The sequence below is a fragment of the Desulfovibrio sp. X2 genome (genome assembly GCF_000422205.1).
Lineage (GTDB): Bacteria > Desulfobacterota > Desulfovibrionia > Desulfovibrionales > Desulfovibrionaceae > Alkalidesulfovibrio.
Genome location: NZ_ATHV01000021.1, coordinates 48,285 through 71,873, shown reverse-complemented (window position 1 = coordinate 71,873; position 23,589 = coordinate 48,285). Strand labels below are relative to the sequence as shown.

Genomic DNA, 23,589 nt, shown 5'->3' with positions numbered 1-23,589 from the left:
CACCGGCCTGCCAAAGGATTGAAACATGAGTGACGCCTGCATCACCGCCCAGGACAAGGCCCGCATGATCATGGAGGCCCTGCCCTTCATCCGGAAATTCCACGGCCAGACCATCGTCATCAAGTACGGCGGCCACGCCATGGTGGACGAGACCCTGAAGCAGCAGTTCGCGCAGAACGTGCTGCTGCTCAAGTACGTGGGCATCAACCCGGTCATCGTCCACGGCGGCGGCCCGCAGATCAAGGAGATGCTCGGGAAGCTGAACATCCAGAGCGAGTATCGCCAGGGGCTGCGGGTCACGGACGACGCGACCATGGACGTGGTCGAGATGGTCCTGGTGGGCAAGGTCAACAAGCAGATCGTGGGGCTTCTGAACCGTCACGGCGGCAAGGCCGTGGGCCTGTCCGGCAAGGACGGGGGGCTGCTCACGGCGCGCAAGCTCGAGATGGTCCTCGAGCGCAAGGACGCGCCGCCCGAGATCATCGACCTCGGCAAGGTCGGCGAGGTCATGGCCGTGAACAACTCGCTCATCCGCTCGCTGCAGTCCGAGGGCTTCATCCCGGTCATCGCGCCCGTGGGCGTGGACGAGGAAGGCCTGACCTACAACATCAACGCCGACTCCGTGGCCGGGGCCGTGGCCGCGGCGCTGCGCGCCAAGCGCCTGCTGCTCCTGACCGACGTCTCGGGCGTGCTCGACAGGGACAAGAACCTCATCCCCTCCTTCACCCGCATGCAGGCCGTGCAGGCCATGGAAGACGGCACGGTCACGGGCGGCATGATCCCCAAGCTCAAATGCTGCCTGGAGGCCGTGGAGCATGGCGTGGAAAAGGTGCAGATCATAGACGGGCGAGTGGAGAACTCCATCCTGCTCGAGCTCTTCACCGACACCGGCATCGGCACGGAGATCGTGATCTAGTCCGCGCTCAGGCGCACGAATCAGCGGGGGGCGGAGGCAGCGGCGCGCCGGGCGCGGGCATGCTGTCTCCGCCCTTGCCTTTCCCGCCCGAGCCCGAGACGAGCGAGCCCACGATGATGAGCCCGGCGCCGCAATAGAAATTCCAGCCCGGCTGCTCCGCGAAGAGCAGCGCCCCCCATACCCCCGCGAAGATGATCTGGGCATAGCCCACCACCGAGGCCCGGCCCGCGGGCTCGAGGGCGACGCCCTTGGTCATGTCCAACTGGGCGCGCTGCGTGAGCACGCCGATGCCGGCGAGGGCCAACCATTCCCAGCCCTCGGGCCAGCGCCAGATCGGAATGGAACCGACGAGGGAGAAGGAGGCCGCGGCCACGCTCACATAGAGCGTGGGAATGAGGGGATGCTCGGTGCGGCCGAGCTCGTGCAGGCAGACCAGGACCCCGCCTCCGCACACGGCCGAGACCACGGCAGCGATGACGCCGGGCAGGTAGGGCGCGGCAGCGCCGCCTCCGAAGAGGAAGGAGGGCCGGGCGATGAAGATCGCCCCGGCCAGGGACAGGGCCAGGGCGACGGAGGTGCGGCCCCAGAAGCGCTCGCGGCCGAGAAAGGAGGAGAAGACGGCCGCGAAGACCGGGTGCAGGTAGTAGAGGGTGATGGCGTCGGTCAGGGGCATTACGGTGACGCTGTAAAAGCTGCAGGCCATGGTCGTGAAGCCGAGCAGGCCGCGCAGGACGAGCAGGCCGCGCCGCCTTCCGAGACTGAAGCCCCCTCCTCCGGCCCGACGCATCATCCACAGGCACAGCCCCACGCCCCACATGCCGCGGAAGCTGACGATCTCCATGAAGTTCATGTTCTGCCCGAGCAGCTTGATGAGCACCTGGGCCAGGCTGAACCACAACGTGCCGAGGAGCATCAGCCGCAGCCAGGGCGGGAGGACGGAGAGGCGGAAGGTCATGGCTGAAAACGGTCGCTTCCGTCGCCGGTGGGATCGGAGGAGTAGGTGATGCGCAGGGAGCAGGACGCGGGCGGGTTTCCGGAACCGCTTCCGGGCGCCTCGCACAGCGCGGCGAGACAATCGCCCGCGCCCGCGAGCAGCCCGGCGACGTCGAGCCCCTGGGCCGTCGGGGAAAACGGGGTGCAGAGGGCCATGCCGCTTTCGAGAAGGCGTACCGCGCCGCGCCTGTTGCCCTGCCTCTCGTGAAACAGGGCCACGGCTATCTGCAGGATGCCCTGGTACAGGGCGCGCAACGGCTCCTTCTCCGCGAGCCACAGCTCCTCGAGCGTCTCGTGGCAGGCGAAATAGGCCCCGGCGTTGAACTGCTCCACGGCCAGGGCAAGGGTATCTTTCGGAGAACGGGGCTTTTCGCCGGGCGAGCGAAAAGGCGGTGCCAGCGACGACGGGTCGTCGGGAATGGCCGTCATGGCCGCGCTCAGGCCCAGGTCACGACGATCTTGTCGCCCTCGTCGCGCTCGCGCACGAAGACGTTGACGTGGTCCCGGGGAGAGGTCTCCACGCGCGTGCCCACATAGTCGGGCTGGATAGGCAGCTCGCGGTTGCCGCGGTCCACCAGCACCAGAAGCTCCACGGCCTTGGGACGTCCGTAGTCCAGAACGGCCTCGAGCGCGGCCCGGATGGTGCGCCCGGTGAAGAGCACGTCGTCCACCAGGACGACCACGGTGCTCGCAAGGTCGAAGGGGATCTCCGTGCACTGGATGGAGGGCTGGACCGTGAGGCTTGTCCAGTCGTCGCGGTAGAGGTTGATGTCCAGCTTGCCGATGCGCACGCGCGCACCCAGCCGCTCGTCGAGCATGGCCTTGAGACGGGTGGCGACATCCGCCCCGCGCCGCTGGATGCCGACCACCGCCAGCTCGGCTGCGTCGGGGTGGCGTTCGGCCACGGCTTCCGCCAGGCGGCCGAGCATGGTCTGCATCTCTTCCGCGGTGACGATGACCTCGGTGCTGCTCATAGGGTACCCCTCGGGAAAAAAATTACTCTTAGGCCTTTTCAGAAAAAATCGCAATTTCCCCGCGTCGTCTTTTACCTGTCTCGCCCGCCTTTTACCTGCCCGGGGTATGCGTGAATTGTCGCACAGCCCTTGCAATTTGGAGCACATTCATTGACAAGGACCACTTGGACGTTATCTAGGTACGGTCACGTACCGTACAGGAGGAACACATGATCGAAGTTACCGCTTCCGCGAAGGAGCAGTTGGACAAGTACTTCGCGGACAAGGACGTATCCCCCATTCGGGTGTACCTGGCCACGGGCGGCTGAGCCGGCCCGAGGCTGTCGCTGGCTCTGGACGAGCCGCGTGAATCCGACGAACAGGTTGAAACGCAGGGCTACACCTTCATCGTCGAGAAAGATCTCTACGGGAAGGCGCAACCCATCAAGATCGACATGTCCTACCTCGGCTTCCAGGTGACATCCGCCATGGAGCTCGGGGGAGGCGGCTGCGGCTCAAGCTGCGGCTCCGGGGGCTCCTGCTCCTGCTGAGTCGACGACCTGATCGCCTCAAAAGCGCGCGGCTCCACCGCGCGCTTTTTTGTATCTTCAAACCTCATATGGAGTTTACGACATGATCACCATGACCCCCCAGGCCAAGGAAAAGATCGACCAGTACTTTGCCGACAAGGACGTGCAGACCATCCGCGTCTTCCTGAGCCAGGGCGGCTGCTCCGGCCCCTTCCTGGGCCTGGCGCTCGACGACGCCAAGGACGCCGACGAGACTTTCGTCGTGGACGGCTACACCTTCGCCGTGGACAAGGAGCTGCTCGAGCAGGCCAAGCCCATCGCCATCGACATGGGCCCCATGGGCTTTTCCATCTCCTCTTCCCTCGTCTTCGAGCGCTCGGGCTGCGGCTGCTCTTCCTGCGGCACCGGCGGCTGCAGCTGCTAGCGCCCGGCCTTCGGACAAAACAAAAGGGCGCCGGAGAACCGGCGCCCTTTTCGCTTGTCCGCGGACAGAAAAGCTGAGGCTAGAGCCACTCCCCGACGAAGTCCTCGGCCGTGACCAGCGTGTAGCCCTTGTCCTGCAGGGCCGCGGCAACGGGAGAGGCGTCTTGCGCTGCCACACGGAAGACGATCATGCGCCGCTCCTGGTGGAAAAAGGTTCCCGTGGAGATGATGGACATGCCGAGGGAGGCGATGATGCCCGAGACCTCGTGGATCACGCCCGTGCGGTCGGCCGTCTCGATGACGATGCGCTGCCCGCCCTGCCTGAGCCCCATCTCCTCCACCAGCACGTCGAGCATGACCGTGCGGTTGATGTAGCCGAGCAGCTTGCCCGTGGTGTCGTCGACCACGGCCAGCCCGGCCAGGTTCTTCTCGTGCATGATCTGGGCGGCGGTCTCGATGTCCATGGTCGGGGAAACGGTGACCATGTCCTTCCGGATGATCTTTTCCACCGTGAGCTTGGACATGAGGTAGTTGATCTCGTGCTTCTCGAGCGCCGTCAGGAGCGAGGGCAGTGCGGCCATGATGTCCTCGAGCCGCACGTAGCCGACCAGCTTGTCGCCGTCCATGACCAGGAGGATCCAGAGGTTGTCCTCGTCCAGGAGCTTGCGGGCGTCCTTGACCAGGGTCTTGGGAGTCACCGTGTCGAACTTCTTGAGCATCTTCAGGCCGACGTACATCATTCGCTCCTTGCTGGGAAAAGAGGTCGCTTCGCGGAAAAAGAGAGCACCCGGGCGCACGAGAATCAGAAATACAGGCCGGGACGGCTGTCAGGAAAGAACGCGATCGGGCGGACGAAGTCAAGGGGGAAGCGAACGGCGCGGGCAAAGCGTACCCGCGCGCTCCGAAACTTCTTCGCCTGGACGGAAGCGGCGGCTTCCGGTATAGCCCCCTGCCATGCATGAAATGTCCATCGTCCAGAGCCTGCAGGACATCATCCGGCAGGAGATGGGACGCCACGGCGTCACCCGGCTCCTGGCCGTCCGCGTGGTCCATGGCCGACTGACCAACGTCGTCCCCGAGGCGCTCGAGTTCGCCTGGGAGGTCATGACCAAGGACACCGACATGGAAGGCGCGCGCCTGGAGACCGAGGAGATTCCGCTGAAGCTCCGCTGCGGCGGCTGCCGCCGCGAGTTCGAGCCCGAGGACATCACCGCGGTGCTCGCCCCCTGCCCCGTCTGCGGCGAGCAGATCGGCCACGAGGTCGTGGCCGGGCGCGAGCTGCACATCGCCCACATCGAAGCCGAATAGGAGGTCGTCTCCCATGCAGATACCCGTGGTTCGCAACATTCTCGAGGCCAACGACCGCATCGCCGGGCAGCTCAAGAAGATGTTCGCGGAAAAGAAGATCCTGGTCCTGAACCTCATGAGCTCGCCGGGCGCGGGCAAGACCTCGCTGCTCGAACGCACCCTGCGCGACCTGGCGGGCGAGTTCCGCATGGCCGTCATCGAGGGCGACCTGCAGACCGACAACGACGCCCGCCGCGTGGCCGCGACCGGCGCGCAGGCCGTGCAGATCAACACCGAGGGCGGCTGCCACCTGGACGGCTCCATGGTCATGGAGGCCCTGGGCTCGCTCGACCTCACCAGCCTGGACATCCTGTTCGTCGAGAACGTGGGCAACCTGGTCTGCCCCGCGGAATTCTCCGTGGGCGAGGACCACAACGTGGCCCTGCTCTCCGTCACCGAGGGAGACGACAAGCCGGAGAAATATCCCCTGCTCTTCCACATCTCCTCGGTCCTTCTGCTGAACAAGACCGACCTCCTGCCCTATGTGGACTTCGATCTCGGCCGCGCCTCGGCCCACGCCACGGCGCTCAACGCCGGAATCGCGGTGCTGCCCGTCTCCTGTCGCGCGGGCGACGGCCTGGAGGCCTGGTACGACTGGCTGCGCGCGGCGCGCGCGGCCAAGGCCGGGGCGGCCTGAGCCCCAATTCCCACTGGAGGTCATCATCATATGAGCGACGCCTGCAAAAGCTGTTCGTCCGCCGGTTCCTGCTCCCCGCAGGACAAGGCGGCCTGCGGCGAGAAGTCCGAGGCCGAGAAGGAACTCGAGAAGGTCCTCTCGCGCATCAAGCACAAGATCGTGGTCCTGTCCGGCAAGGGCGGGGTGGGCAAGAGCACCGTGGCGGCCAACATCGCCATGTCGCTGGCGCGGGCCGGCAAGAAGGTCGGCCTGCTCGACGTGGACGTGCACGGCCCGTCCATCCCCCGCCTGCTGTCGCTGAAGGGCCAGCATCCGAACGTCGACGACAACATGATCGAGCCCGTGGCCTACGCCAAGAATCTGTGGGTCATGTCCACCGGCTTCCTGCTGCCGAGCGACGACGAGGCCGTTGTCTGGCGCGGGCCGGTGAAGATCGGCGTGATCCGCCAGTTCATCCAGAACGTGGCCTGGGGCGACCTGGACTTCCTGGTCGTGGACTGCCCTCCGGGCACCGGCGACGAGCCCTTGACCGTTCTGCAGCTCCTGGGCGAGGAGTCCAAGGCGGTGGTCGTGACCACGCCGCACATGCTGGCCGTGGACGACGTGCGCCGCTCCATCACCTTCGTGGGGCTGGTCGGCGCCACGGTGCTCGGCATCGTGGAGAACATGAGCGGCTTCGTCTGCCCGGACTGCGGCAAGACGCACGAGATCTTCAAGAGCGGTGCGGGAGAGAAGCTGTCCCTGGAGACGGGGGCGCCCTTCCTCGGCCGCATCCCCTTCGATCCCGAGCTGGCCAGGGCCGGCGACGAGGGCTTCAACTACCTCACGGTCTACCCCGAGTCCGAGACGGCCAAGTCCGTGGAGAAGATCATCGCTCCCATCCTGGCGCTCGACGCATAGGCAGCCACGGAGTCCTGAAAAAACGAAGGGCCGGGGTGAGAACCCCGGCCTTTTTTCTTTCATCCGCGCGTTCGGGATGCCGGTCGACCGTCGAAAATTCTAGAGGCCGTCCACGTACTCGCGCTTGTTGAGCCCGAGCAGGCAGAAGACCTCGTAGGTGATCGTCCCCCACCAGCCGGCGAGTTCGTCCGGCGTGACCGGATCGTCCCCCTCCCCGCCGAGCAGCCAGGCGTCGTCGCCCGCCTCGGCCCCGGGAATGTCCGAGACGTCCACGATGGAGAGCTGCATGCACACGCGGCCGCAGACCTTGGCGCGCCTTCCGCGGATCACGACCTCTGCCTTGCCGCCCAGGGCCCGGCTGTAGCAGTCCGCGTATCCCGCCGCGATGACGGCCACGCGCATGGCTTTCGGGGCGACGAAGGTGCAGCCGTAGCTCACGCTCTCGCCCGCGTCCAGGCTGTGCACCTGGGCCACCGGCGTGCGCACGGACATGGCGGGCCGCAGGCGCTCGCCGAGGTGCGCGAGCGGCGTGCCGCAAAAGGGATTCACGCCGTAGAGCGCAATGCCCGGCCGCTGCAGGTCGTAGCGCAGCTCCGGATAGGCGAGAAGCCCCGCGGAATTGCCGAGCGTGCAGGCGAAGTCGAGCCCGGCTGCCCGCAGCTCGCTGCACACGGCCTCGAACACGCCGCGCTGGCGGACCACGTAATCGTCTCGCGCGGGCTCGTCGGCCGTGGCCAAATGCGAGGCCACGAGCTCGAGACGAAGCTCCCGATTGGCGGCCAGGGTGGCGACGAGATCGGGCACGTCGGGCAGCCTGAACCCGAGCCGCCCCATGCCGGTATCGAACTTGAGCGCCAGCCGCGCCTGGCCGCCCGCGTTCCTCGCGGCCTCGGCCAGCATCGCGAGCTGTTCTCTCCGGTAGATGTAGGGGACGAGGCCGTGTTCGACCACGGCCGCGGCGTCCGCCTTGTCCAGCGGGCCGAGCAGGGAGACGATGCGGCCGGAGAACTCGCCGCGCAGGGCCACGGCTTCCTCCACGCTGCCCACGCACATGGACCCGGCTCCGGCCTGGGCCAGGGTCCTGGCCACCGGCAGCAGACCATGGCCGTAGGCGTCTGCCTTGATCACCGGGGCCGGGTTCCCCGCGACCTCGCGCAGAAGCAGATAGTTTTCCCTGATGGCGTCGAGATCTATGCGAGCGATGAGCTTGTTGAAAGGCACACTCATGTTCGGGTCCTCGTTGCTGCAGGCATCCGGCCCTCCGGACGCCATGTTGAAGGCCGTCCTTGTATCCCCTTCCGATGTGCATGAAAAGCCGCAACCACCTGGGAAACGAAGATTTGCGCGGCTTCTGCCTTGTCTTGGACGCTCATGTCATGCTAAGCAAGGCCCGCCGTCGCCGACGGCAAGCAGGCACGATGCACAACTCGGGAACCCATATCATAAAGGTCTTGTTACCCTCCCAGACAATGCAGCGCTGCCGGTCAGCCGCATTGCGCCTCCTTTGCGCGTCCGCGATCATCCTCGCCTGCATCGCCCTTCCCGGCCTCGCCGGGGCTCAGGCGCCCCAATCCGAGCAGACCACCCAGGTGGTGAAGAATCCGAAGACTTCCCAGGAGTGGGAGCTCACGGCGGACCGCGTTTCCACCAACCACGCGGCCGGGATCGTCCAGGCATGGGGGCACGCGGTCCTGCGCAGCGGCAACGACTATCTCTCCGGGGACTTCATCGAGTATTTCCGCGACAGCGGCTGGATTTACCTTAAGGGCAACGTCCACAGCTACTGGCACGACTACGACATCTACGCCGACGAGGCGCAGTTCGACCTGGTCAACAAGACCGGAAAGCTCACGAACGGCATCCTCTTCATCGAGCAGGGTTCCCTCGTGGTCAAGGGCAAGGAGTTCGACAAGACCGGCGAGGACACCTACACCTTCACCGAGGCGACGCTGACCGGCTGCGAGGGCTCGAACCCGGCCTGGTCCATCAAGACCGATACCGGCGACCTCACCGTGGGCGACTACGCCAACGTCTACTCGTCCCAGTTCCTCGTCAAGGGAACGCCGATCCTTTACGCCCCCTATATGCGGGTGCCTCTTCGCGCCGACCGCCAGACCGGCTTCCTGCCGCCAACCTACGGCTCTTCCTCGCGCCTGGGCGGCTTCTACAGCCAGCCCTTCTTCTGGGCCATAGACGCCGAGCGCGACCTGACCGCCTACGCCGACTATTTCGGCAAGCGCGGCCCCATGGTCGGCCTCGAGTACCGCAGCGCGGACGACGCGCAGACCCACGGCCTGTGGCGGATGGATTATATCGACGACAAGGTCGTGGTCGACAACCAGAGCGAGCAGGAAGAGGAGTTCGAGAACAGCGGCCTGATCCGGACGAACCACCAGCGCTACTGGCTGCGCAGCAAGTACGACGGCTGGACCTTCGATCCCGACTACCAGGTCAAGCTCGACCTCGACTACGCCTCGGACCAGACCTTCCTGCGCACCTACAATCACCTGCATACAAGGTATTCACAGAGCTACAACGACTTCCTGAACGACTTCGGCCGCGGCATCGACACCATCGACTCCCTGACGCGCACGAGCACCGGCCTCGCCACCCGCACCTGGGGGGGCGAATACGCCATGAACCTGAGGGCCGCGTATACCGAGAACTTCAACTACATGAACGGCAACCAGCCCGGGGACAAGAACCCCACGGTGCAGGTCCTGCCCGAACTGTCCGCCTATGCCTACAAGCAGCAGCTGCTGAACTCGCCCTTCGAGATCCAGGCCGACTCCTCGCTGACGTATTTCACCCGCAACTACGGCACCAGCGGCGGCCGCTTCGACGTCCTGCCGCAGCTGAGCCTGCCGCTGGCGAGCCCTTACGGCTCGATCATCCCGCGCATGGGCTGGCGCGAGACCATGTACTCGGCGACGCAGGACAACTCGTCCAGCGACGTCGACGAGGGCACGCAGGACAGGCAGCTGTTCAGCTACGGAGCAGCCGCCTTCTCCGAGGTCTCCGGCACCTACGACCTGGGCACGCCCCCGGCCCTCCTGGCGCCCGACGCCTCGCTCGCCGGGACGAGCACCTGGGTGGGGCTGCGCCATGCCATCCAGCCGCGCGTGGACTACTCCTGGACGCAGAACGTCGAACAGAGGAGCCTGCCCGAATACGACCAGTACGACCGTATCGGCGCCCAGAACCAGGTCACCTATTCGCTGACCAACCTCCTCAACCGCAAGCGGGGGACGGTCAACGTGGCGAAGGACGAGGACGGAAAGCCCGATCCCTTCGTCGCCTACAGCTACCGCGATTTCCTGCGTCTGCTGATCGAACAGAGCTACGACTTCCGCGAGGCCGACCGCAACACGGATCTGAACGAATATCCGCGCCGTCCGTTCGGCGACGTCCTGGCGCAGACCGATTTCTATCCCCTGGACTGGCTCTCCCTGACCAACAAGACCTACACTTCGCCTTATGGAGAAGGCATCACCCGTTTCGAGAACACGGTGGGATTTTACGACCCGCAGTACGGCCAGCTCAGCGTAGGGTTCACCCAGTACAGCAAGATCGACGAATACAAGCGCCAGAACCGCAGCGCCATCAACATGCTGACGCTCAGGGGGCAGCTCAACCTGCCGCAGGATCTGACGCTCGAAACCGTCTACCAGTACGACATACGCAACGACATCCCCATCACCACCGACATCGGCCTCACGTGGCACGCACAGTGCTACGACGTCACGGCCTTCTACTCCGCCACGCAATACGACCGCAGCATCGCCCTGTGGGTCTCGATCCTGGGTTTCAAGTCGCCCGGCATCAGCCTGAGCCAGAATACAAACAACTCCAATTGACGACATAGCCTCGCCATGGACCAGCTCCCCATCCCCCGCTCCATCCAGCTGCTCTCTTCGGAACTGACCGACCAGATCGCCGCGGGCGAAGTGGTCGAGCGGCCCGCCAGCGTGGTCAAGGAGCTCGTGGAGAACGCCCTCGACGCCGGGGCCACGCGAATTTCCGTGGAGATCGAACGCGGCGGGCAGGGACTCATACGCATCACGGACAACGGCTCGGGTATCGCGGCCGACGAGCTGCCCCTGGCCCTGACGCGCCATGCCACGAGCAAGATCGCCACATTTCACGACCTGCTGAACGTCGCCAGCTTCGGATTTCGGGGCGAGGCCCTGGCCAGCGTGGGCTCGGTCTCCCGCCTGCGCCTCGTCTCGCGCGCCGAGCGGCACGAGGCCGCAGCCATCGCGGCGGAACACGGCCGCCTCGGCGAGGTGGAACCGGCGGCCCTGGCCTCGGGCACGATCATCGAGGTCCGCGACCTGTTCGCCAACGTCCCGGCCAGGCTCAAGTTCCTGAAAAGCCTGGGCACTGAGGCCAAGCGCTGCCAGGACGCGGTCTCGCGCATGGCTCTCTCCCGCCTGGACGTGGGCTTCGTCTTCAAGGCCGAAGGCAGGACGCTCTTCCGTTTTCCGCCCGACCAGCCGCTGTCGAGCCGTCTCGCCGCGTTCTGGCCGCCCGCGATCTGCGAGGGACTTCTGCCCTTCGACCGGGCCCGCGACGGCAGGCGCATCCACGGTCTGGCCGGCAGCCCGCAGAAGGCCCAGGGCCGGGCGGACCGGATGCTCTTCTTCGTCAACGGCCGCGCGGTCCAGGACCGCGTGCTGTCCAGCGCTGCCCGCGAAGCCTACAAGGGACGCCTCCTGGCGCGCGAGTACCCCCAGGTCGTGGCCTTTCTCGAGCTGCCGCCCGAGGAGGTCGACGTCAACGTGCACCCGGCCAAGATGGAGGTACGCTTCCGCGAGGAGCAGTCCGTCTTCCTTCTCGTCCGCCAGACCCTGCAGGATGCCCTGGAGGCCACCGGCCCCGCGCTCTATGCCGATGCCGGGCGCGCCCCGGGCGAGGCGGGCACGGCAGCGGCCCCGCCGCCGCGCTGGCGTCCCGCGCCCACGCCCGCGCAACTCGGCCTGGTGCAGCCGCGTTCCTCCCGCGCCTACGGCGATTCCCAGGCGGAAGACGACACCTTCTTCCCGCAACCGAAATTCCCCGCCTATCGGGAATACACGCGCCAGGTCGCGGAAGAGCCCTCGGCCGAGGCACCTTCCCGGCCGTTTTCCGACGCCGGACGGGAACCTTCTGCCGCGACGCAGGAGGCCCGGCCGCCCTCCATCGGCGACATGCGCTACCTGGGACAGATAGCGGACACCTACCTGCTGCTCGGTCTGCCGGACGGCACGCTCGGCATCCTCGACCAGCACGCGGCGCACGAACGCATCCTCTACGCCGCCATGCACCGGCGCGGCCGCTCGGGCCAGTCCATGCCCCTGGCCCTGCCCGTTGAAATGCACCTGCACGAGGCCCAGGCGGAAAAGCTCGCTGAGCTCGGGGACGAACTCGCGGCTCTCGGCTTCGGGCTCGAGCGCCCTTCGCACGGTCTCGTGCGCATCACGTCCACGCCGTCCTCGCTGACCGCGGGCGCGGCCCGCGACTACATCGAGGCCGCCCTCGACGGACAGGCGACCTCGCTCGAGGACCTGTGGGTGCTCATGTCCTGCAAGACCGCCCTCAAGGCGGGACAGCCCCTGGCCCAGGACGAGGCCCTGCGCCTCATCGAGGCCTGGCGGGCCGTTCCGGACCGCTATTACTGCCCGCACGGCCGTCCTGCCCTGGTGCGCCTGGGCGCCGGGGAACTCGAGCGCCTCTTCAAGCGGCGCTGATCCCGCCTGCCGAGGAACTTCCCTCTCATCCCTCCTCCGGGCATAAAGTTTTCCCGGAAAAGTCCGATGGTGTCCCAGAGGCGTCGCATAGGCGGCGCAGTCCGACGCAGCGCAGGAAGCGCCGCGTGGAAACGCCATCGGAGGGCAACATGGCTATCGTAACATCCCTTCTGGACTACAGAAGAAAAAAGCAGCGCCCGTCGTTCGCATTGCCGATGGTCGAGGACGAGCCGACCACACGGCCGCATGTCTCGAAGCAGGCGATCTGGCGAAAGGACTTCAGCTCGTTCGGCGGGGTGATCTTCGGCATCCTCACGATCCGGGAGCTCCTGGGCTACCACCTGCACTACTTCGAGGAGTGGAAACACTACCTTCTGCAGATACTCGACATCTGCGCCAACACCACGGGCAAGGACCGGGCGGCGCTGCTCGGCGACGTGGTGCGCGACTTCAAGAGCTTCCTCTTCGAGGAGACGGGGCCGGAGAACAAGGAAGACATGGCCCTGGTCGTGCTCATCCTCGAGCTCATGGAAAAATCCGCGCTCCTGCGCCAGGACGCCCCCGGCCTGCAGTAGCCGTCCCGGAAAACAGCGGCGCCCGCTCCCCGGTCGGGGAACGGGCGCCGTCCTGCCTGTCCTTTCAGCTGATCCTACCCGAGCGCGTCGAGATAGGGATCGTCCTGGGCCAGATAGTTGCGCACGTAGTCGGCCGCTCCGTCCTCGAGGCTCGTGAACTCGCGGTCGAAGCCCGCCGTGCGCAGCTTCCCCATGGGCGCCTCGGTGAAGTACTGGTACTTGCCGCGGATGGCCTCGGGCATCTCGATGTACTCGACCTCGACCGGCTTGCCCATGGCCCCGAAGACCGCGGCGGCCAGGTCGTTCCAGCTGCGCGCCCGCCCCGTGCCGACGTTGAACACGCCGTTGACGCGCGGGTTCTCGAGCAGCCACCACATGACCTCGAGGCAGTCCTTGACGTAGATGAAGTCCCGCTTGGACTCGCCGTGTCCGTAGTCGGGATGATAGGACTTGAAGAGCCTGAGCCTGCCGGTCTCGCCGATCTGGCGATGGGCCTTGCAGATGACGCTCATCATGTCGGCCTTGTGGTACTCGTTGGGGCCATAGACGTTGAAGAACTTGAGGCTGGCCAGGCGGTCGAGCAGGCCGTGGCGATGCGCCCAGAGGTCGAAGAGCTGCTTGGAGTAGCCGTACATGTTGAGGGGCCGAAGCCGCTTCATGGTCTCGAGATCGTCCGAGAAGCCGAGATTGCCGTCCCCGTAGGTCGCGGCACTCGACGCATTGACCATGCGCACCCGCTTCTCGGCGCAGAATCCGGCCAGTATCTGCGTATAGCGCAGGTTGTTGCGCATCAGGAAGTCGGCGTCGCTCTCCGTGGTCGATGAACACGCGCCCATGTGCACCAGGGCGCGGATGCCCCAGGGATCCCGTCCGGCGGACACGGTCTCGAGGAACGCGTCCTTGTGGAGATATTCCTCGTAGCGCAGGCCCACGAGGTTCTTCCATTTCTCGTCATGCCCCAGCTCGTCCACGACCAGAATCCTGTCGATGCCCATCTGGTTGAGCTTCCAGATGAAGGCGCTGCCGATGAATCCGGCTCCTCCGGTAACGACGTACATGCATGCTCCTCGGTGCTGAATTGCGGCGGACGGCCGCCGCGAGGCGCAAGCATAGCCCAGGGCGCACGACTTTCCAAGTGCCGCGCACCGAGCACGAACACCCGTCGTCCGGGGCGTGTCTTGCCAAGCAGGGCGAATTCTGCAAGAAAGCTTTTTTGGTCCAGCCACACGGAGTACGAAAGACCATGCGCACCATCGTCCTGCTTCTTGCCAGCCTCCTGACCATCACCGCCTGCGCCGGCGCCGACAAACGCGACGACAAAGCCCTGCGCGAGGAAATGCGCACCATCCTGCACGAGCACCCCGACATCCTCCTCGACGTCCTGCGCGAGAACAAGATCGCGGTCTACGAGATCGTGGAACAGGGCGTTGCCGCCAAGCAGGCTGCCGAGGAGCAGAAGCGCCTCGACTCCGAGATCAAGAATCCGCTCCAGCCGACCTACGATCCGAGCCGTCCCGTGCTCGGCAACCCGTCCGCGCCCTACCTCATGGTCGGCTACTCCGATTTCCTCTGCCCCTATTGCGCCCGGGCGGCGAAGACCATCAGCGAGCTCGTCAAGAAGCACCCCGAGGTCCGCTTCCAGTTCAAGCACTTCCCGCGCACCTCGCTCTCCATGACCCTGGCCAAGACCTTCGAGGCCATCGGCATGCAGGACCCCGCCAAGGCCTGGGAATTCCACGACCAGGTCTTCGCCCGCCAGGAAGAACTGGAGCACGCGCCCCAGAAGACCCTGGACGACATCCTCGCCGGACTGCATCTGGACATGGCGCGTCTGGCCAAGGACGTGAAGGATCAGAAGATCGCCGACGAGATCGAGGCGGACGCCGCCGAAGCCCAGAAGTTCGGCTTCAGGGGCACGCCCTCCTTCGTCCTCGGCGGCGTCTCGATCCGCGGCGCCTGGCCGCTCGAGAAGTACGAGGAAGTGCTCAAGACCGTCGAAGCCAGCCACGCCGCCGGGAGCGGCGCGAACTAGACCACGACCTGCACGAACAGTCTGGAACAAGGACACCACGCGATCCCCGGCCTCACGACGGCCGGGGCGCCCGGGCCCGGTCCTCGCCGGGCGATCAATCGACGAACCGTCAGGAGACGTCACCGCCAGGAGACGTCATTGGAGGACGACCATGCTCGTTATCCTCGACTACAAGGCCGGCAACCAGACCTCGGTCAGCCGCGCCCTCTCCTATCTGGGCATCACGAACACCATCTCCGCCGACCCCGCCGCGATCGAGGCCGCAAGCGGCATCGTCTTCCCCGGCGTGGGCGCCGCGGGGCAGGCCATGCGGGAGCTGACCACGACCGGCCTGGACGCGGTGCTGAAGGTCCAGGTCCAGAAAGGAAAGCCGCTGCTCGGCATTTGCGTCGGCTGCCAGATCCTGCTCGACTACTCCGCCGAGAACGACACCACCACGCTGGGCATCGTCCCCGGACAGTGCGCCATGTTCAATGCCGCCTGGAACGACGAGGACGGCCAGCCCATCAAGGTGCCGCACATGGGCTGGAACAAGCTCTCAAGGGTCAAGGAGAGCCCGCTGCTCCGGGGCATCGATCCGGAGGCTGAGTTCTATTTCGTGCACTCCTACTATCCGGTGCCCAAGGACGAATTCGTCATCGCCACCACGGACTACGGCACCAGCTTCTGCTCGGTGCACGGCCGTGACGGCCTGTGGGCCGTGCAGTTCCACGCCGAGAAGAGCGGACGCCCGGGACTTCGGCTGCTTGCGAACTTCGCCGACTACTGCAAGGAGGAGCGCCGTGCTCAGTAAGCGAGTCATCCCCTGCCTGGACGTCCGTGACGGCAGGCTGACCAAGGGCATCAAGTTCGAGGGCAACGTGGACATCGGCGATCCCGTGGAGAGTGCCCGCCACTACTACGAGCAGGGCGCGGACGAGATCGTCTTCTACGACATCACGGCCTCGCACGAAGGCCGCGGCATCTTCCTGGACGTGGTCGAGCGGGTGGCCTCCGAGATCTTCATCCCCTTCTCCGTGGGCGGCGGCATCCGCACCCTGGAAGACATGCGCGCCGTGTTGCTGGCGGGCGCGGAAAAGGTCTCGGTGAACTCCGCCGCGGTCAAGACTCCGGACATCATCAGCCAGGGAGCGGCCCAGTTCGGCGCGCAGTGCGTGGTCGTGGGCATGGACGTGCTCAAGGTCGGCGTCTCCGAGGAGATCCCGTCGGGCTACGAGATCGTCATCCACGGCGGCCGCAAGCGCATGGGGCTCGACGCCGTGGAATGGGCCCGCACCTGCGAGTCGCTTGGCGCGGGCGAGCTCTGCGTCAACTCCATCGACGCGGACGGAACCAAGGACGGCTACGAGCTGACGCTCACGCGCATGATCGCCGAGGCCGTGTCGATTCCGGTCATCGCCTCGGGCGGCGCGGGCAACCCACAGCACATGGTCGACGCGGTGACCGAGGGCAAGGCCACGGCGGCCCTCATCGCCTCCATCGTCCACTACGGCGAGTACAGCATCCCGGAAATCAAGCAATACATGAGCGAGCGAGGCGTCAAGGTCCGCTCGGTCTGGTAAGCGAAACATCCCTGCCGGGCGCGGCTCTCCGCGCCCGGCAACAAGGACACCATGCCCCTTTCCCTCTGCACAGACGATTCCACCCTGCTGTCCATCGACGGCGCCTTCCTGACCAGCGTCGCCCGCCAGTTCTGGCTGCCTCACATCTCCCCCGCCGACGTGCGCAAGGACGTTGAGGAGCAGGGTTTCGACGTCCTCGAGACCTTCATGACCCTCATCCGCGAGGTTCCGGACAGCCTCGACGACCGCCAAGTGGGCGAGAAACAGAACCTCTTCGCCAAGCGCCGCTACGCCCTGGAATTGGCCGGGGCCACGGTCATCCCGAGCCCGGCGCACCGCATGGACCAGGGCTACAAGCAGAGCGACGACCAGCGCCTCGTGGTCGCGAGCCTCTCCTTCTGCCTGCGGCTCAAGCCCCGTTTCCTCTGCCTCGTGGCCGGCGACCGCGACTACATCCCCCTGGTTGAGGAGCTGCGCTCACAGGGCATCCGCACCCTGCTCCTGACCCACAAGGATTTCTGCGCCAACGACCTCGAACGCGTCTGCTGGCGCGTGCAGCAGCTCGAGGCGCGCCTGGGTCTGAAACCTTCGCAGCGGCCCGCCGAGCCGCGCGAGAGGAGCGGCCTCCCGGCGGACGAGCCCTACGCGGATTCGGACGAATAGGAAGGGCGAACAGGAAGAAGATTCCCCGGACGACGGAAGGACTCCGGCCGAGGATGCACGAAAAAAGGGGCGCTGATGCGCCCCTTCTATTTTCCGACGACGAGGTCCGCGGACCTCGTTCGCTTCATTCCTTGCGTTCGAAGGTGCCGCTCTTGCCGCCGGACTTGAAGAGCAGGCGCACGCCGTCGATGACGATGTCCTTCTGCACGGCCTTGCACATGTCGTAGAGCGTCAGCGCGGCCGTGGAGGCGGCCACAAGGGCCTCCATCTCGACGCCGGTGGGGCCTGTCGTGCGCGCCTCCGCGGTTATGCGGATGACGTTCTCGGCCTCGTCCACGTCGAAGAGCACGTCCACGAAGGAGAGCGCCAGCGGATGGCACAGGGGGATGAGCCCGGCCGTCTGCTTGGCGGCCATGATGCCCGCGATCTTGGCCGTGGCCAGGGCGTCGCCTTTGGGCAGGGCCTTCTCGAGAAGCATGCCCATGGTGCGCGGCGAGAGGTGCACGGCCGCCCCGGCGCGGGCCACGCGCCGGGTGTCGTCCTTGCCCCCGACGTCCACCATGCGGGCCTCGCCCTTGTCGTCGATGTGGCTGAGCGCCTCGGAAGTCTCGGATGCGGACATCGGCAGCTACTCCCCGGACACCTTTTTGGCGGCCTTGTCGAGGAACTTCTTGACCTTGGCCATGGGTTTCTCTTCCTCGGCCCGCTCGAACTCGCGCAGGAGTTCCTCCTGCTTCTTGTTGATCTTCTTGGGAATGCGCACCGCGACCTCGACCAGGAGATCGCCGGACGCTCCGCCGGAGACGTGGGGAAGGCCAAGGCCCCTGAGTTGGAAGACCTCGCCGCTCTGGGTCCCCTTGGGGATGCCCATGGGCACGGAACCGTCCAGCGTGGGCACCTCGATGCGGTCGCCCAGAATGGCCTGGATGACGGAGATCTCGACCTTGACCACCAGATCCTGGCCCTGGCGGCTGAAGGTCTTGTCCTCGTCCACATACATGACCACGTAGAGGTCGCCCGAGGGACCGCCGTACATGCCGGGCTCGCCCTCGCCGCGCAGCCTCAGACGGCTGCCCGTGTCCACGCCGGCCGGAATGCGCACCTGCAGTTCGCGCACTTCCTGCACGGTGCCCTGGCCCATGCAGCGGGTGCAGGGATCGTGGATGATGGTGCCCTCACCCTTGCAGCGGGGGCAGGGCATGGCGATGCGGAAGAAGCCCTGGGACTGCTGCACCTGTCCGGTGCCCCGGCACTGGGGGCAGGTCTCGGGCGAGGTTCCGGGCTTGGCGCCGCTGCCGCCGCAGTCGGGGCACTTGGCCTTGCGCGGAATCTTAAGCGTGACCTCGCTGCCCTTGGCCGCGTCGTGGAACGACAGCTTCAGGTTGTAGCGCAGGTCGGCTCCTGCCGTGGGACGCGGTCCGCCGCCGCGGGCGGAAAAGCCGAAGAACTCGCCGAAGATGTCGGAGAAGGTGCTGAAGATGTCTTCGCTGGAGGAGAAGCCCGCGCCGAAGTCGCCGCCCTGGTGGCCGAAGCGGTCGTACTGCGCGCGCTTCTGCTGGTCGCGCAGGACCTCATAGGCCTCTGCGGCCTCCTTGAACTTGGCCTCGGCCTCCGCGTTGTCCGGGTTTCTGTCCGGATGGAACTCGAAGGCCAGCTTGCGGTAAGCCCGCTTGATCTCTTCCTCGGAGGACTCCCGGGTAACCCCGAGCACCTCGTAGTAGTCGCGCTTGGAAGCCATGCCTACTGCTTCTGCTCCTCAAGGAAGATGCCTGCCTCGGGAATGCTGTCGGCAGGGAGGACCTTGGCTGCCGCGATCTCGCGCAGTGCGGCCACGACTTCCTTGTTCTTGGTTTCGACCAGGGGGCTGTAGCCCTCCCGGTAGTTCTTGACCCGCTTGATGGCCATCTGGGTGATGAGGAAACGGTTGTCCACCCGCTCGAGGCAATCTTCGACGGTGATACGCGCCATGTGGGTACTCCTTGGGAAACAGAAAATAACGTGGAGAATCCCCCTGGCAAGGGGCTCTCCCTCATTTTTCCGAAAGACCGTTCGTTCGATTCTTCCGGCGAAAGCGGTTACTCCTACGTGATCCCCCCACCTGCGGTCAAGGGCACCCGCACACCCTGGGCAGCAGGCATCCCGGGCCAGGCGGTTCCGTCCCGAGGCACGGAAAAGCCCGCCGCGCGCGGCGAAGCCGCCGGACTTGCCCCTGCCTCTCTTTCCGGCTACAAGCCGCCTCGAATCCGAATCGTCCGCACCCGATCCTCCCTGCGCTCCCCAAGGCTGTCTTCCGTCCGCACCGACGGCGGCCCCTTGGGCGAAAACACCAGCGACTGAAGCATAGAGGCAGAAGCATCGGCCGCCCGAGACGGGAGACGGAGAAGCGCGCAAGCGTCCGCGGAGGCGAAGAGCATGGGAACCATCGGCAGACTCAACTACGTGCAGAAGCATTGCCTGGGCAGGACCGGCCTGTTCATGAAGGAGACCGGCCAACTCAGGGAGGGCGCGCGCCTGGGCATAGCCCTGTCCGGGGGCGTGGACTCCATGCTCATGACCAAGCTCCTGCTCCTGCGCCGCCAGATCGTCCCCTTCTCCTTCGAGCTCATGGTCCTGCACGTCAACCCGGGCTTCGACACGGCCTGCCACGCCCCCATCGCGCAGTGGTGCGCCGCGAACGGGCTGGCCGCGCACTTCGAGGTCATGAACATCGGCCCGGAGGCGCATTCCGAGAAGAACCGCAAGAAGTCGCCCTGCTTCTACTGCGCCTGGTTCAGGCGCAAGAAGCTCTTCGAGCTCTGCAAGACCTACCGCTTGAGCCATCTCGCCTTCGGCCACACGGGCGACGACCTGGTGGCCACGCTGTTCATGAACATGACCAAGACGGCGACCATGAAGGGCATGTCCGGGCGGTCCGAATACTTCGGCGGGGAGCTGACGCTCATCCGCCCCATGCTGCTCCTGCACAAGAAGGAGGTCATCAAGGCGGCCAGGGCCTGGGACCTTCCCGTGGTCAAGAACCCCTGCCCGTCCTCGGGCAGCAGCGAGCGGGCCGCCGTGGAGCAGCGCCTGCACGAGACGTTCGTCGAGCGCAAAACCTGGGAGAACGTCTTCCGGGCGGTCACCCGCTGGCAGCTTGACTCGGACCGTTTGATCCTCTAAACAAGTCGTGACGAGGCCCCGGCGAATGCGTCCGGCCCCCGCCCCTCGGGCAGGGTTGGCGACTACCAAGGAGCCATGATGCTTTCAAAAAAATATCAGGTTGTCATTTTCCGTGATGGCGTAGGCCAGTGCCGGAAACTTCGCTGCAGCGCCTGGATGGTCGTGGCGCTGCTTTTTTTTGTCGTCGCCCTGGCCGCGGGCAACGTTTTCCTCTGGCAGTACTACAGCCAGTATTCCTCCCTTGAGAGCAACCTTCTCGACTCCGAGAAGACCGTGCACGAGCAGAAGACCCAGCTGCTCTCCCTGGCCTCCAAGATCAAGAACATCGAGAAGGACCTCGGCCGCATCCGGACCTTCGACGCCAAGCTCAGGGTCATGATGAACACCGATCCGAACCAGCCGCAGGCCGTGGCCGCGCTCGGCGGTCCCGAGACCAACACCTTCTCCAAGAACTACCTGACGCTCTACCGCCAGGAACTGCTCGCCCGCAAGATGCACAGCTACCTGCACCAGCTCTCCACGGACACCCGCCTCGAGGAGGTCCGCCAGCAGGAGCTCATGCAGGACATCCGCAAGAACCGCGAAAGCCTGGCCTCCACGCCGTCCATCTGGCCCGTGGAGGGCTGGATAACCTCGCCCTTCGGCTACCGCACCTCGCCCTTCACGGGCACGCGCGAGTTCCACAAGGGCCTGGACATCTCCTGCCCCATGGGCTCGCCGATCTACGCCCCGGCCAAGGGCAAGGTCGCCTTCGCGGGCCGCGATTCCGGCTACGGCCTGTCCATCACCCTGGAGCACGGCGCCGGCCTCAGCACCAAATACGGCCACCTGCACCGCCTGGCCATCAAACCAGGGCAGACAGTCAGCCGCGGCGAGCTGATCGGCTACGCGGGCACCTCAGGCCGCAGTACCGGCCCGCATCTGCACTACGAGGTGCGGCTGAACGGCGTGCCGGTCAACCCCATGCGCTACATCCTGAACTGACCCGGGCCCCCATGCGGCCCGCCGGGCACTGCGCCCGCGTAAGCCTTTCGACTCCCCTCCCGCCCGGCCGGAGGGGAGTTCGTTTTTTGGCGCCCGCCCTCGGCGCGGGCGCTCCCGCCCGGCCAAATCCTTGACGGAGCGGCCGCCGCCAGGACGCGGGAGAAGTGCCGCCTGAAGTACGCCACGGCCGCGAGCCGCCCCCGAAGACCGCATGTTTCCGCCGTTGCGCGAAGCCGGGGCAGGCCGCGCCCGAGGCTTCACACGCGTGGTCCGCTTCTTGCTCGACAGTCGCGCGATGGACATCTTCAACTTCAACCCCGCCACCGTCTTCAGCTTCCTGCTGACCTTCATGCGTGTGAGCCTCGTGGTCTTCCTGCTCCCCTTCTTCGGCGGGCAGAGCATCCCCGTGACGGTCAAGGCCGCGCTGTGCATGGCCCTGACGCTGGCGCTGTGGCCGCAGTTGAGCTTTCCCGGCCAGGCCATGCCGGCCGACATCTGGGCGATCATGCTCATGCTCGTCGGCGAGCTGGTGCTCGGCATGCTCCTCGGCCTCGTGGTCCAGTTCATGTTCGCCGCCATCCAGATGGGCGGCGCCATCATCGGCTTCCAGATGGGCTTCACCATGGTCACCGCGGTCGACCCCATGTCCGGCCAGCAGGAGCCCGTGACCTCGCACTTCCTGTACATGGTGAGCCTGATGACCTTCCTGACCCTGGACGGCCACCTCTACCTGCTCTCCGGCCTGGCGCAGAGCTTCCAGCTCATTCCGCCCGGCGGGCTCATCATGTCCGGCCGCCTCGGCTACCGGGTCGTGGATCTTGCGGGCAGCATCTTCGTCATGGGCATCAAGGTGGCCGCGCCGGTCATGGTGGCCATGCTCCTCATCGACGTCTCCCTGGCGCTCATCTCGCGCGTGGCCCCGCAGATGAACCTTCTGTCCTTCGGCTTCCCGGTGAAGATCGGCGTGGGCTTCCTCTTCCTCGGCTTCACCTTCACCTACCTCTCGCGCTACGTGGGAGAATTCATCGCCGGCATCAACACGAGCATGGACGTGATCCTGCGCATGGCCGCAGGATTGAACGTCCACTAGGCGGCGGCGATGGCCCAGAAAGACCCGAGCAGAACAGAAGACGCGACCGCAAAGCGGGTCAAGAAAGCCCGCGATGACGGATCGGTCGCAAAAAGCCAGGAGTTCAGCAAAAGCATCCTCATGCTTGCCGCCACCGTGGGCTGCTACTTTCTCTTGCAGCACATGGGCAAGGAGATCATGAACCTCTACCGCTGGTTCTTCCAGGAGGGGCTCCTCAAGCAGCTCACCGAGCAGTCCGTCTATTCCATCTTCGTCATGGTCTCCGTCCGCCTGGCCGTGATCCTTCTGCCGATTTTCTTCCTTCTCGCGTTCGTGGCCTATCTCACCATGCGGCTTCAGGTGGGCAAGTTGTGGTCGCCCAAGGTCCTCGAGTTCAAGTTCAAGTTCCTGGACATCGCCTCCGGGCTCAATAAAATGATGCTCTCCCCCCAGACCTTCGTGAACCTGGGGAGAAGCCTGCTGCAGGCCGTGGCCGTGGCCCTGGCGCCCTACTTCGTGCTCAAGCACGAGGCCCCGAACCTCCTGCCGCTCTTCTACGCCAGCCCCTCGGCCATCGCCGCCTACATCCTGCAGCTGCTCTACAAGATGTTCACCTACGCGATGCTGCCCATGCTCATCATCGGCGTCATCGACCTCATCTACCAGCGCTGGAACTACAAGGAACAGCTCAAGATGACCAAGCAGGAGGTCAAGGACGAGCGCAAGCAGATGGAAGGCGACCCGGTCGTCAAGCAGAAGCAGCGCCGCAAGATGCTGGAGTCCATGGCCCAGCGCATGCTCGAGAAGGTGCCCAAGGCGGACGTGGTCATCACCAACCCCACCCACTTCGCCGTGGCGCTCCAGTACGACGCCATGACGGCTCCCGCCCCGGTGGTGGTGGCCAAGGGCGTGGACCACCTGGCCGAGAAGATCAAGGAGGTGGCCCGCGAGCACGGCGTGCCCATCCGCGAGAACCGGCCTCTGGCACGGGCATTGTATAAGCAGGTGGAACTCGGGGAAATGATCCCCGAAGAGATGTACCAGGCCGTGGCCGCGATCCTGGCCCAGATCAGGCGGGTCAAGCGCGGCGGCTAATTCCGGACGCGACGGAATACGA

26 protein-coding genes are annotated in these 23,589 nt (G+C 65.7%); 17 read left to right on the top strand and 9 right to left on the bottom strand.

Annotation, left to right across the window (positions count from 1 at the left end; genetic code table 11):
* The first annotated feature begins 25 nt into the window (after window positions 1-25).
* Window positions 26-916 (top strand): acetylglutamate kinase, encoded by an 891-nt coding sequence (argB, locus tag DSX2_RS08360; protein WP_020880736.1) that lies wholly within the window; start codon window positions 26-28, stop codon window positions 914-916.
* Window positions 917-923: 7 nt separating this feature from the next.
* On the opposite strand, the gene DSX2_RS08355 is transcribed toward argB, so the two are convergent.
* Genes DSX2_RS08355 through pyrR form a run of 3 tightly spaced genes read right to left on the bottom strand, consistent with a single transcriptional unit; the run spans window position 924 to window position 2,883 of the window.
* Window positions 924-1,871: a DMT family transporter gene (locus DSX2_RS08355; protein WP_020880735.1), complete on the bottom strand. Its 948-nt coding sequence runs from the start codon at window positions 1,869-1,871 to the stop codon at window positions 924-926.
* Complete coding sequence (locus DSX2_RS17550) at window positions 1,868-2,338, bottom strand: DUF309 domain-containing protein (protein ID WP_020880734.1); 471 nt, start codon at window positions 2,336-2,338, stop codon at window positions 1,868-1,870. Before DSX2_RS17550 ends, DSX2_RS08355 begins: the two co-directional genes overlap by 4 nt.
* A gap of 8 nt (window positions 2,339-2,346) precedes the next feature.
* Window positions 2,347-2,883, bottom strand: coding sequence for a bifunctional pyr operon transcriptional regulator/uracil phosphoribosyltransferase PyrR (pyrR, locus tag DSX2_RS08345; protein WP_020880733.1), 537 nt, complete (start codon window positions 2,881-2,883; stop codon window positions 2,347-2,349).
* A gap of 209 nt (window positions 2,884-3,092) precedes the next feature.
* Between pyrR and DSX2_RS18800 the strand changes: the two genes are divergently transcribed.
* Window positions 3,093-3,413, top strand: a complete 321-nt coding sequence (locus tag DSX2_RS18800) for an IscA/HesB family protein (protein WP_236615094.1) — start codon at window positions 3,093-3,095, stop codon at window positions 3,411-3,413.
* A gap of 82 nt (window positions 3,414-3,495) precedes the next feature.
* Window positions 3,496-3,816: an IscA/HesB family protein gene (locus tag DSX2_RS08335; protein ID WP_020880731.1), complete on the top strand. Its 321-nt coding sequence runs from the start codon at window positions 3,496-3,498 to the stop codon at window positions 3,814-3,816.
* Between the two features lie 79 nt (window positions 3,817-3,895).
* Here DSX2_RS08335 and DSX2_RS08330 read toward each other — a convergent pair whose 3' ends face one another.
* Window positions 3,896-4,552 (bottom strand): CBS domain-containing protein, encoded by a 657-nt coding sequence (locus tag DSX2_RS08330; protein ID WP_020880730.1) that lies wholly within the window; start codon window positions 4,550-4,552, stop codon window positions 3,896-3,898.
* Window positions 4,553-4,769: 217 nt separating this feature from the next.
* On the opposite strand from DSX2_RS08330, the gene DSX2_RS08325 reads away from it, so the two are divergent.
* From DSX2_RS08325 to DSX2_RS08315, 3 genes are read left to right on the top strand one after another with little or no spacing between them, the layout of a single operon-like run.
* Window positions 4,770-5,123, top strand: coding sequence for a hydrogenase maturation nickel metallochaperone HypA (locus DSX2_RS08325; protein WP_035041391.1), 354 nt, complete (start codon window positions 4,770-4,772; stop codon window positions 5,121-5,123).
* A gap of 13 nt (window positions 5,124-5,136) precedes the next feature.
* Window positions 5,137-5,799 carry a hydrogenase nickel incorporation protein HypB gene (gene hypB, locus DSX2_RS08320; RefSeq protein WP_020880728.1) on the top strand — a complete coding sequence of 221 codons (663 nt, stop codon included), beginning with the start codon at window positions 5,137-5,139 and terminating at the stop codon, window positions 5,797-5,799.
* A gap of 30 nt (window positions 5,800-5,829) precedes the next feature.
* Window positions 5,830-6,699 carry an Mrp/NBP35 family ATP-binding protein gene (locus tag DSX2_RS08315; protein ID WP_020880727.1) on the top strand — a complete coding sequence of 290 codons (870 nt, stop codon included), beginning with the start codon at window positions 5,830-5,832 and terminating at the stop codon, window positions 6,697-6,699.
* Window positions 6,700-6,798: 99 nt separating this feature from the next.
* Here DSX2_RS08315 and alr read toward each other — a convergent pair whose 3' ends face one another.
* A complete protein-coding gene (gene alr / locus DSX2_RS08310) occupies window positions 6,799-7,926 on the bottom strand; it encodes an alanine racemase (protein ID WP_035041423.1) in 1,128 nt (375 codons plus the stop codon).
* A gap of 266 nt (window positions 7,927-8,192) precedes the next feature.
* Between alr and DSX2_RS08305 the strand changes: the two genes are divergently transcribed.
* The 3 genes from DSX2_RS08305 to DSX2_RS08295 all read left to right on the top strand — a co-directional run bounded on the left by DSX2_RS08305 (window position 8,193) and on the right by DSX2_RS08295 (window position 13,003).
* Window positions 8,193-10,556, top strand: coding sequence for an LPS-assembly protein LptD (locus tag DSX2_RS08305; protein WP_236615093.1), 2,364 nt, complete (start codon window positions 8,193-8,195; stop codon window positions 10,554-10,556).
* Between the two features lie 15 nt (window positions 10,557-10,571).
* Window positions 10,572-12,428, top strand: a complete 1,857-nt coding sequence (mutL, locus tag DSX2_RS08300) for a DNA mismatch repair endonuclease MutL (RefSeq protein WP_020880724.1) — start codon at window positions 10,572-10,574, stop codon at window positions 12,426-12,428.
* 149 nt (window positions 12,429-12,577) lie between these two features.
* The gene (locus tag DSX2_RS08295; RefSeq protein ID WP_020880723.1) at window positions 12,578-13,003 is read left to right on the top strand and encodes a hypothetical protein; all 426 of its coding nucleotides are present in this window, start codon (window positions 12,578-12,580) and stop codon (window positions 13,001-13,003) included.
* Window positions 13,004-13,077: 74 nt separating this feature from the next.
* Here the strand turns inward: DSX2_RS08295 and rfaD are convergent, their stop codons facing one another.
* A complete protein-coding gene (rfaD, locus tag DSX2_RS08290) occupies window positions 13,078-14,061 on the bottom strand; it encodes an ADP-glyceromanno-heptose 6-epimerase (RefSeq protein ID WP_020880722.1) in 984 nt (327 codons plus the stop codon).
* Window positions 14,062-14,246: 185 nt separating this feature from the next.
* Between rfaD and DSX2_RS08285 the strand changes: the two genes are divergently transcribed.
* From DSX2_RS08285 to DSX2_RS08270, 4 genes are all read left to right on the top strand, one after another.
* The gene (locus tag DSX2_RS08285; RefSeq protein ID WP_020880721.1) at window positions 14,247-15,035 is read left to right on the top strand and encodes a DsbA family protein; all 789 of its coding nucleotides are present in this window, start codon (window positions 14,247-14,249) and stop codon (window positions 15,033-15,035) included.
* A 151-nt stretch (window positions 15,036-15,186) separates the two neighbouring features.
* On the top strand, window positions 15,187-15,828 hold the full coding sequence (hisH, locus tag DSX2_RS08280) for an imidazole glycerol phosphate synthase subunit HisH (protein WP_020880720.1): 642 nt from the start codon (window positions 15,187-15,189) through the stop codon (window positions 15,826-15,828).
* The gene (gene hisF / locus DSX2_RS08275) at window positions 15,818-16,597 is read left to right on the top strand and encodes an imidazole glycerol phosphate synthase subunit HisF (RefSeq protein ID WP_020880719.1); all 780 of its coding nucleotides are present in this window, start codon (window positions 15,818-15,820) and stop codon (window positions 16,595-16,597) included. Before hisH ends, hisF begins: the two co-directional genes overlap by 11 nt.
* Window positions 16,598-16,648: 51 nt before the next feature.
* Window positions 16,649-17,260: an NYN domain-containing protein gene (locus DSX2_RS08270; protein ID WP_020880718.1), complete on the top strand. Its 612-nt coding sequence runs from the start codon at window positions 16,649-16,651 to the stop codon at window positions 17,258-17,260.
* Between the two features lie 124 nt (window positions 17,261-17,384).
* On the opposite strand, the gene moaC is transcribed toward DSX2_RS08270, so the two are convergent.
* From moaC to rpoZ, 3 genes are read right to left on the bottom strand one after another with little or no spacing between them, the layout of a single operon-like run.
* The gene (moaC, locus tag DSX2_RS08265) at window positions 17,385-17,882 is read right to left on the bottom strand and encodes a cyclic pyranopterin monophosphate synthase MoaC (RefSeq protein ID WP_020880717.1); all 498 of its coding nucleotides are present in this window, start codon (window positions 17,880-17,882) and stop codon (window positions 17,385-17,387) included.
* 6 nt (window positions 17,883-17,888) lie between these two features.
* On the bottom strand, window positions 17,889-18,998 hold the full coding sequence (gene dnaJ, locus DSX2_RS08260; RefSeq protein WP_020880716.1) for a molecular chaperone DnaJ: 1,110 nt from the start codon (window positions 18,996-18,998) through the stop codon (window positions 17,889-17,891).
* A 2-nt stretch (window positions 18,999-19,000) separates the two neighbouring features.
* Entirely contained in the window at window positions 19,001-19,228 is a 228-nt protein-coding gene (gene rpoZ / locus DSX2_RS08255; RefSeq protein WP_020880715.1) for a DNA-directed RNA polymerase subunit omega, read from the bottom strand.
* A 444-nt stretch (window positions 19,229-19,672) separates the two neighbouring features.
* On the opposite strand from rpoZ, the gene DSX2_RS08250 reads away from it, so the two are divergent.
* The 4 genes from DSX2_RS08250 (at window position 19,673) to flhB (ending at window position 23,567) form a co-directional block, all read left to right on the top strand.
* A complete protein-coding gene (locus tag DSX2_RS08250; protein ID WP_020880714.1) occupies window positions 19,673-20,419 on the top strand; it encodes an ATP-binding protein in 747 nt (248 codons plus the stop codon).
* 78 nt (window positions 20,420-20,497) lie between these two features.
* Window positions 20,498-21,403, top strand: coding sequence for a M23 family metallopeptidase (locus tag DSX2_RS08245; protein WP_020880713.1), 906 nt, complete (start codon window positions 20,498-20,500; stop codon window positions 21,401-21,403).
* 295 nt (window positions 21,404-21,698) lie between these two features.
* Complete coding sequence (gene fliR / locus DSX2_RS08240) at window positions 21,699-22,493, top strand: flagellar biosynthetic protein FliR (RefSeq protein WP_035041419.1); 795 nt, start codon at window positions 21,699-21,701, stop codon at window positions 22,491-22,493.
* Between the two features lie 9 nt (window positions 22,494-22,502).
* Window positions 22,503-23,567: a flagellar biosynthesis protein FlhB gene (flhB, locus tag DSX2_RS08235; protein WP_020880711.1), complete on the top strand. Its 1,065-nt coding sequence runs from the start codon at window positions 22,503-22,505 to the stop codon at window positions 23,565-23,567.
* Window positions 23,568-23,589: the final 22 nt, after the last annotated feature.

Bases quoted from the DNA above. Each gene is read 5' to 3' on its own strand.
- hisH (WP_020880720.1), top strand. From the start codon at position 15,187: ATGCTCGTTATCCTCGACTACAAGGCCGGCAACCAGACCTCGGTCAGC.
- alr (WP_035041423.1), bottom strand. From the start codon at position 7,926: ATGAGTGTGCCTTTCAACAAGCTCATCGCTCGCATAGATCTCGACGCC.
- DSX2_RS08285 (WP_020880721.1), top strand. From the start codon at position 14,247: ATGCGCACCATCGTCCTGCTTCTTGCCAGCCTCCTGACCATCACCGCC.
- mutL (WP_020880724.1), top strand. From the start codon at position 10,572: ATGGACCAGCTCCCCATCCCCCGCTCCATCCAGCTGCTCTCTTCGGAA.
- argB (WP_020880736.1), top strand. From the start codon at position 26: ATGAGTGACGCCTGCATCACCGCCCAGGACAAGGCCCGCATGATCATG.
- hypB (WP_020880728.1), top strand. From the start codon at position 5,137: ATGCAGATACCCGTGGTTCGCAACATTCTCGAGGCCAACGACCGCATC.
- DSX2_RS08250 (WP_020880714.1), top strand. From the start codon at position 19,673: ATGGGAACCATCGGCAGACTCAACTACGTGCAGAAGCATTGCCTGGGC.
- DSX2_RS08330 (WP_020880730.1), bottom strand. From the start codon at position 4,552: ATGTACGTCGGCCTGAAGATGCTCAAGAAGTTCGACACGGTGACTCCC.
- DSX2_RS08335 (WP_020880731.1), top strand. From the start codon at position 3,496: ATGATCACCATGACCCCCCAGGCCAAGGAAAAGATCGACCAGTACTTT.
- DSX2_RS08270 (WP_020880718.1), top strand. From the start codon at position 16,649: ATGCCCCTTTCCCTCTGCACAGACGATTCCACCCTGCTGTCCATCGAC.
- rfaD (WP_020880722.1), bottom strand. From the start codon at position 14,061: ATGTACGTCGTTACCGGAGGAGCCGGATTCATCGGCAGCGCCTTCATC.
- DSX2_RS17550 (WP_020880734.1), bottom strand. From the start codon at position 2,338: ATGACGGCCATTCCCGACGACCCGTCGTCGCTGGCACCGCCTTTTCGC.
- rpoZ (WP_020880715.1), bottom strand. From the start codon at position 19,228: ATGGCGCGTATCACCGTCGAAGATTGCCTCGAGCGGGTGGACAACCGT.
- fliR (WP_035041419.1), top strand. From the start codon at position 21,699: ATGGACATCTTCAACTTCAACCCCGCCACCGTCTTCAGCTTCCTGCTG.
- DSX2_RS08325 (WP_035041391.1), top strand. From the start codon at position 4,770: ATGCATGAAATGTCCATCGTCCAGAGCCTGCAGGACATCATCCGGCAG.
- moaC (WP_020880717.1), bottom strand. From the start codon at position 17,882: ATGTCCGCATCCGAGACTTCCGAGGCGCTCAGCCACATCGACGACAAG.
- dnaJ (WP_020880716.1), bottom strand. From the start codon at position 18,998: ATGGCTTCCAAGCGCGACTACTACGAGGTGCTCGGGGTTACCCGGGAG.
- DSX2_RS08245 (WP_020880713.1), top strand. From the start codon at position 20,498: ATGCTTTCAAAAAAATATCAGGTTGTCATTTTCCGTGATGGCGTAGGC.
- DSX2_RS08315 (WP_020880727.1), top strand. From the start codon at position 5,830: ATGAGCGACGCCTGCAAAAGCTGTTCGTCCGCCGGTTCCTGCTCCCCG.
- pyrR (WP_020880733.1), bottom strand. From the start codon at position 2,883: ATGAGCAGCACCGAGGTCATCGTCACCGCGGAAGAGATGCAGACCATG.
- flhB (WP_020880711.1), top strand. From the start codon at position 22,503: ATGGCCCAGAAAGACCCGAGCAGAACAGAAGACGCGACCGCAAAGCGG.
- DSX2_RS08355 (WP_020880735.1), bottom strand. From the start codon at position 1,871: ATGACCTTCCGCCTCTCCGTCCTCCCGCCCTGGCTGCGGCTGATGCTC.
- DSX2_RS08295 (WP_020880723.1), top strand. From the start codon at position 12,578: ATGGCTATCGTAACATCCCTTCTGGACTACAGAAGAAAAAAGCAGCGC.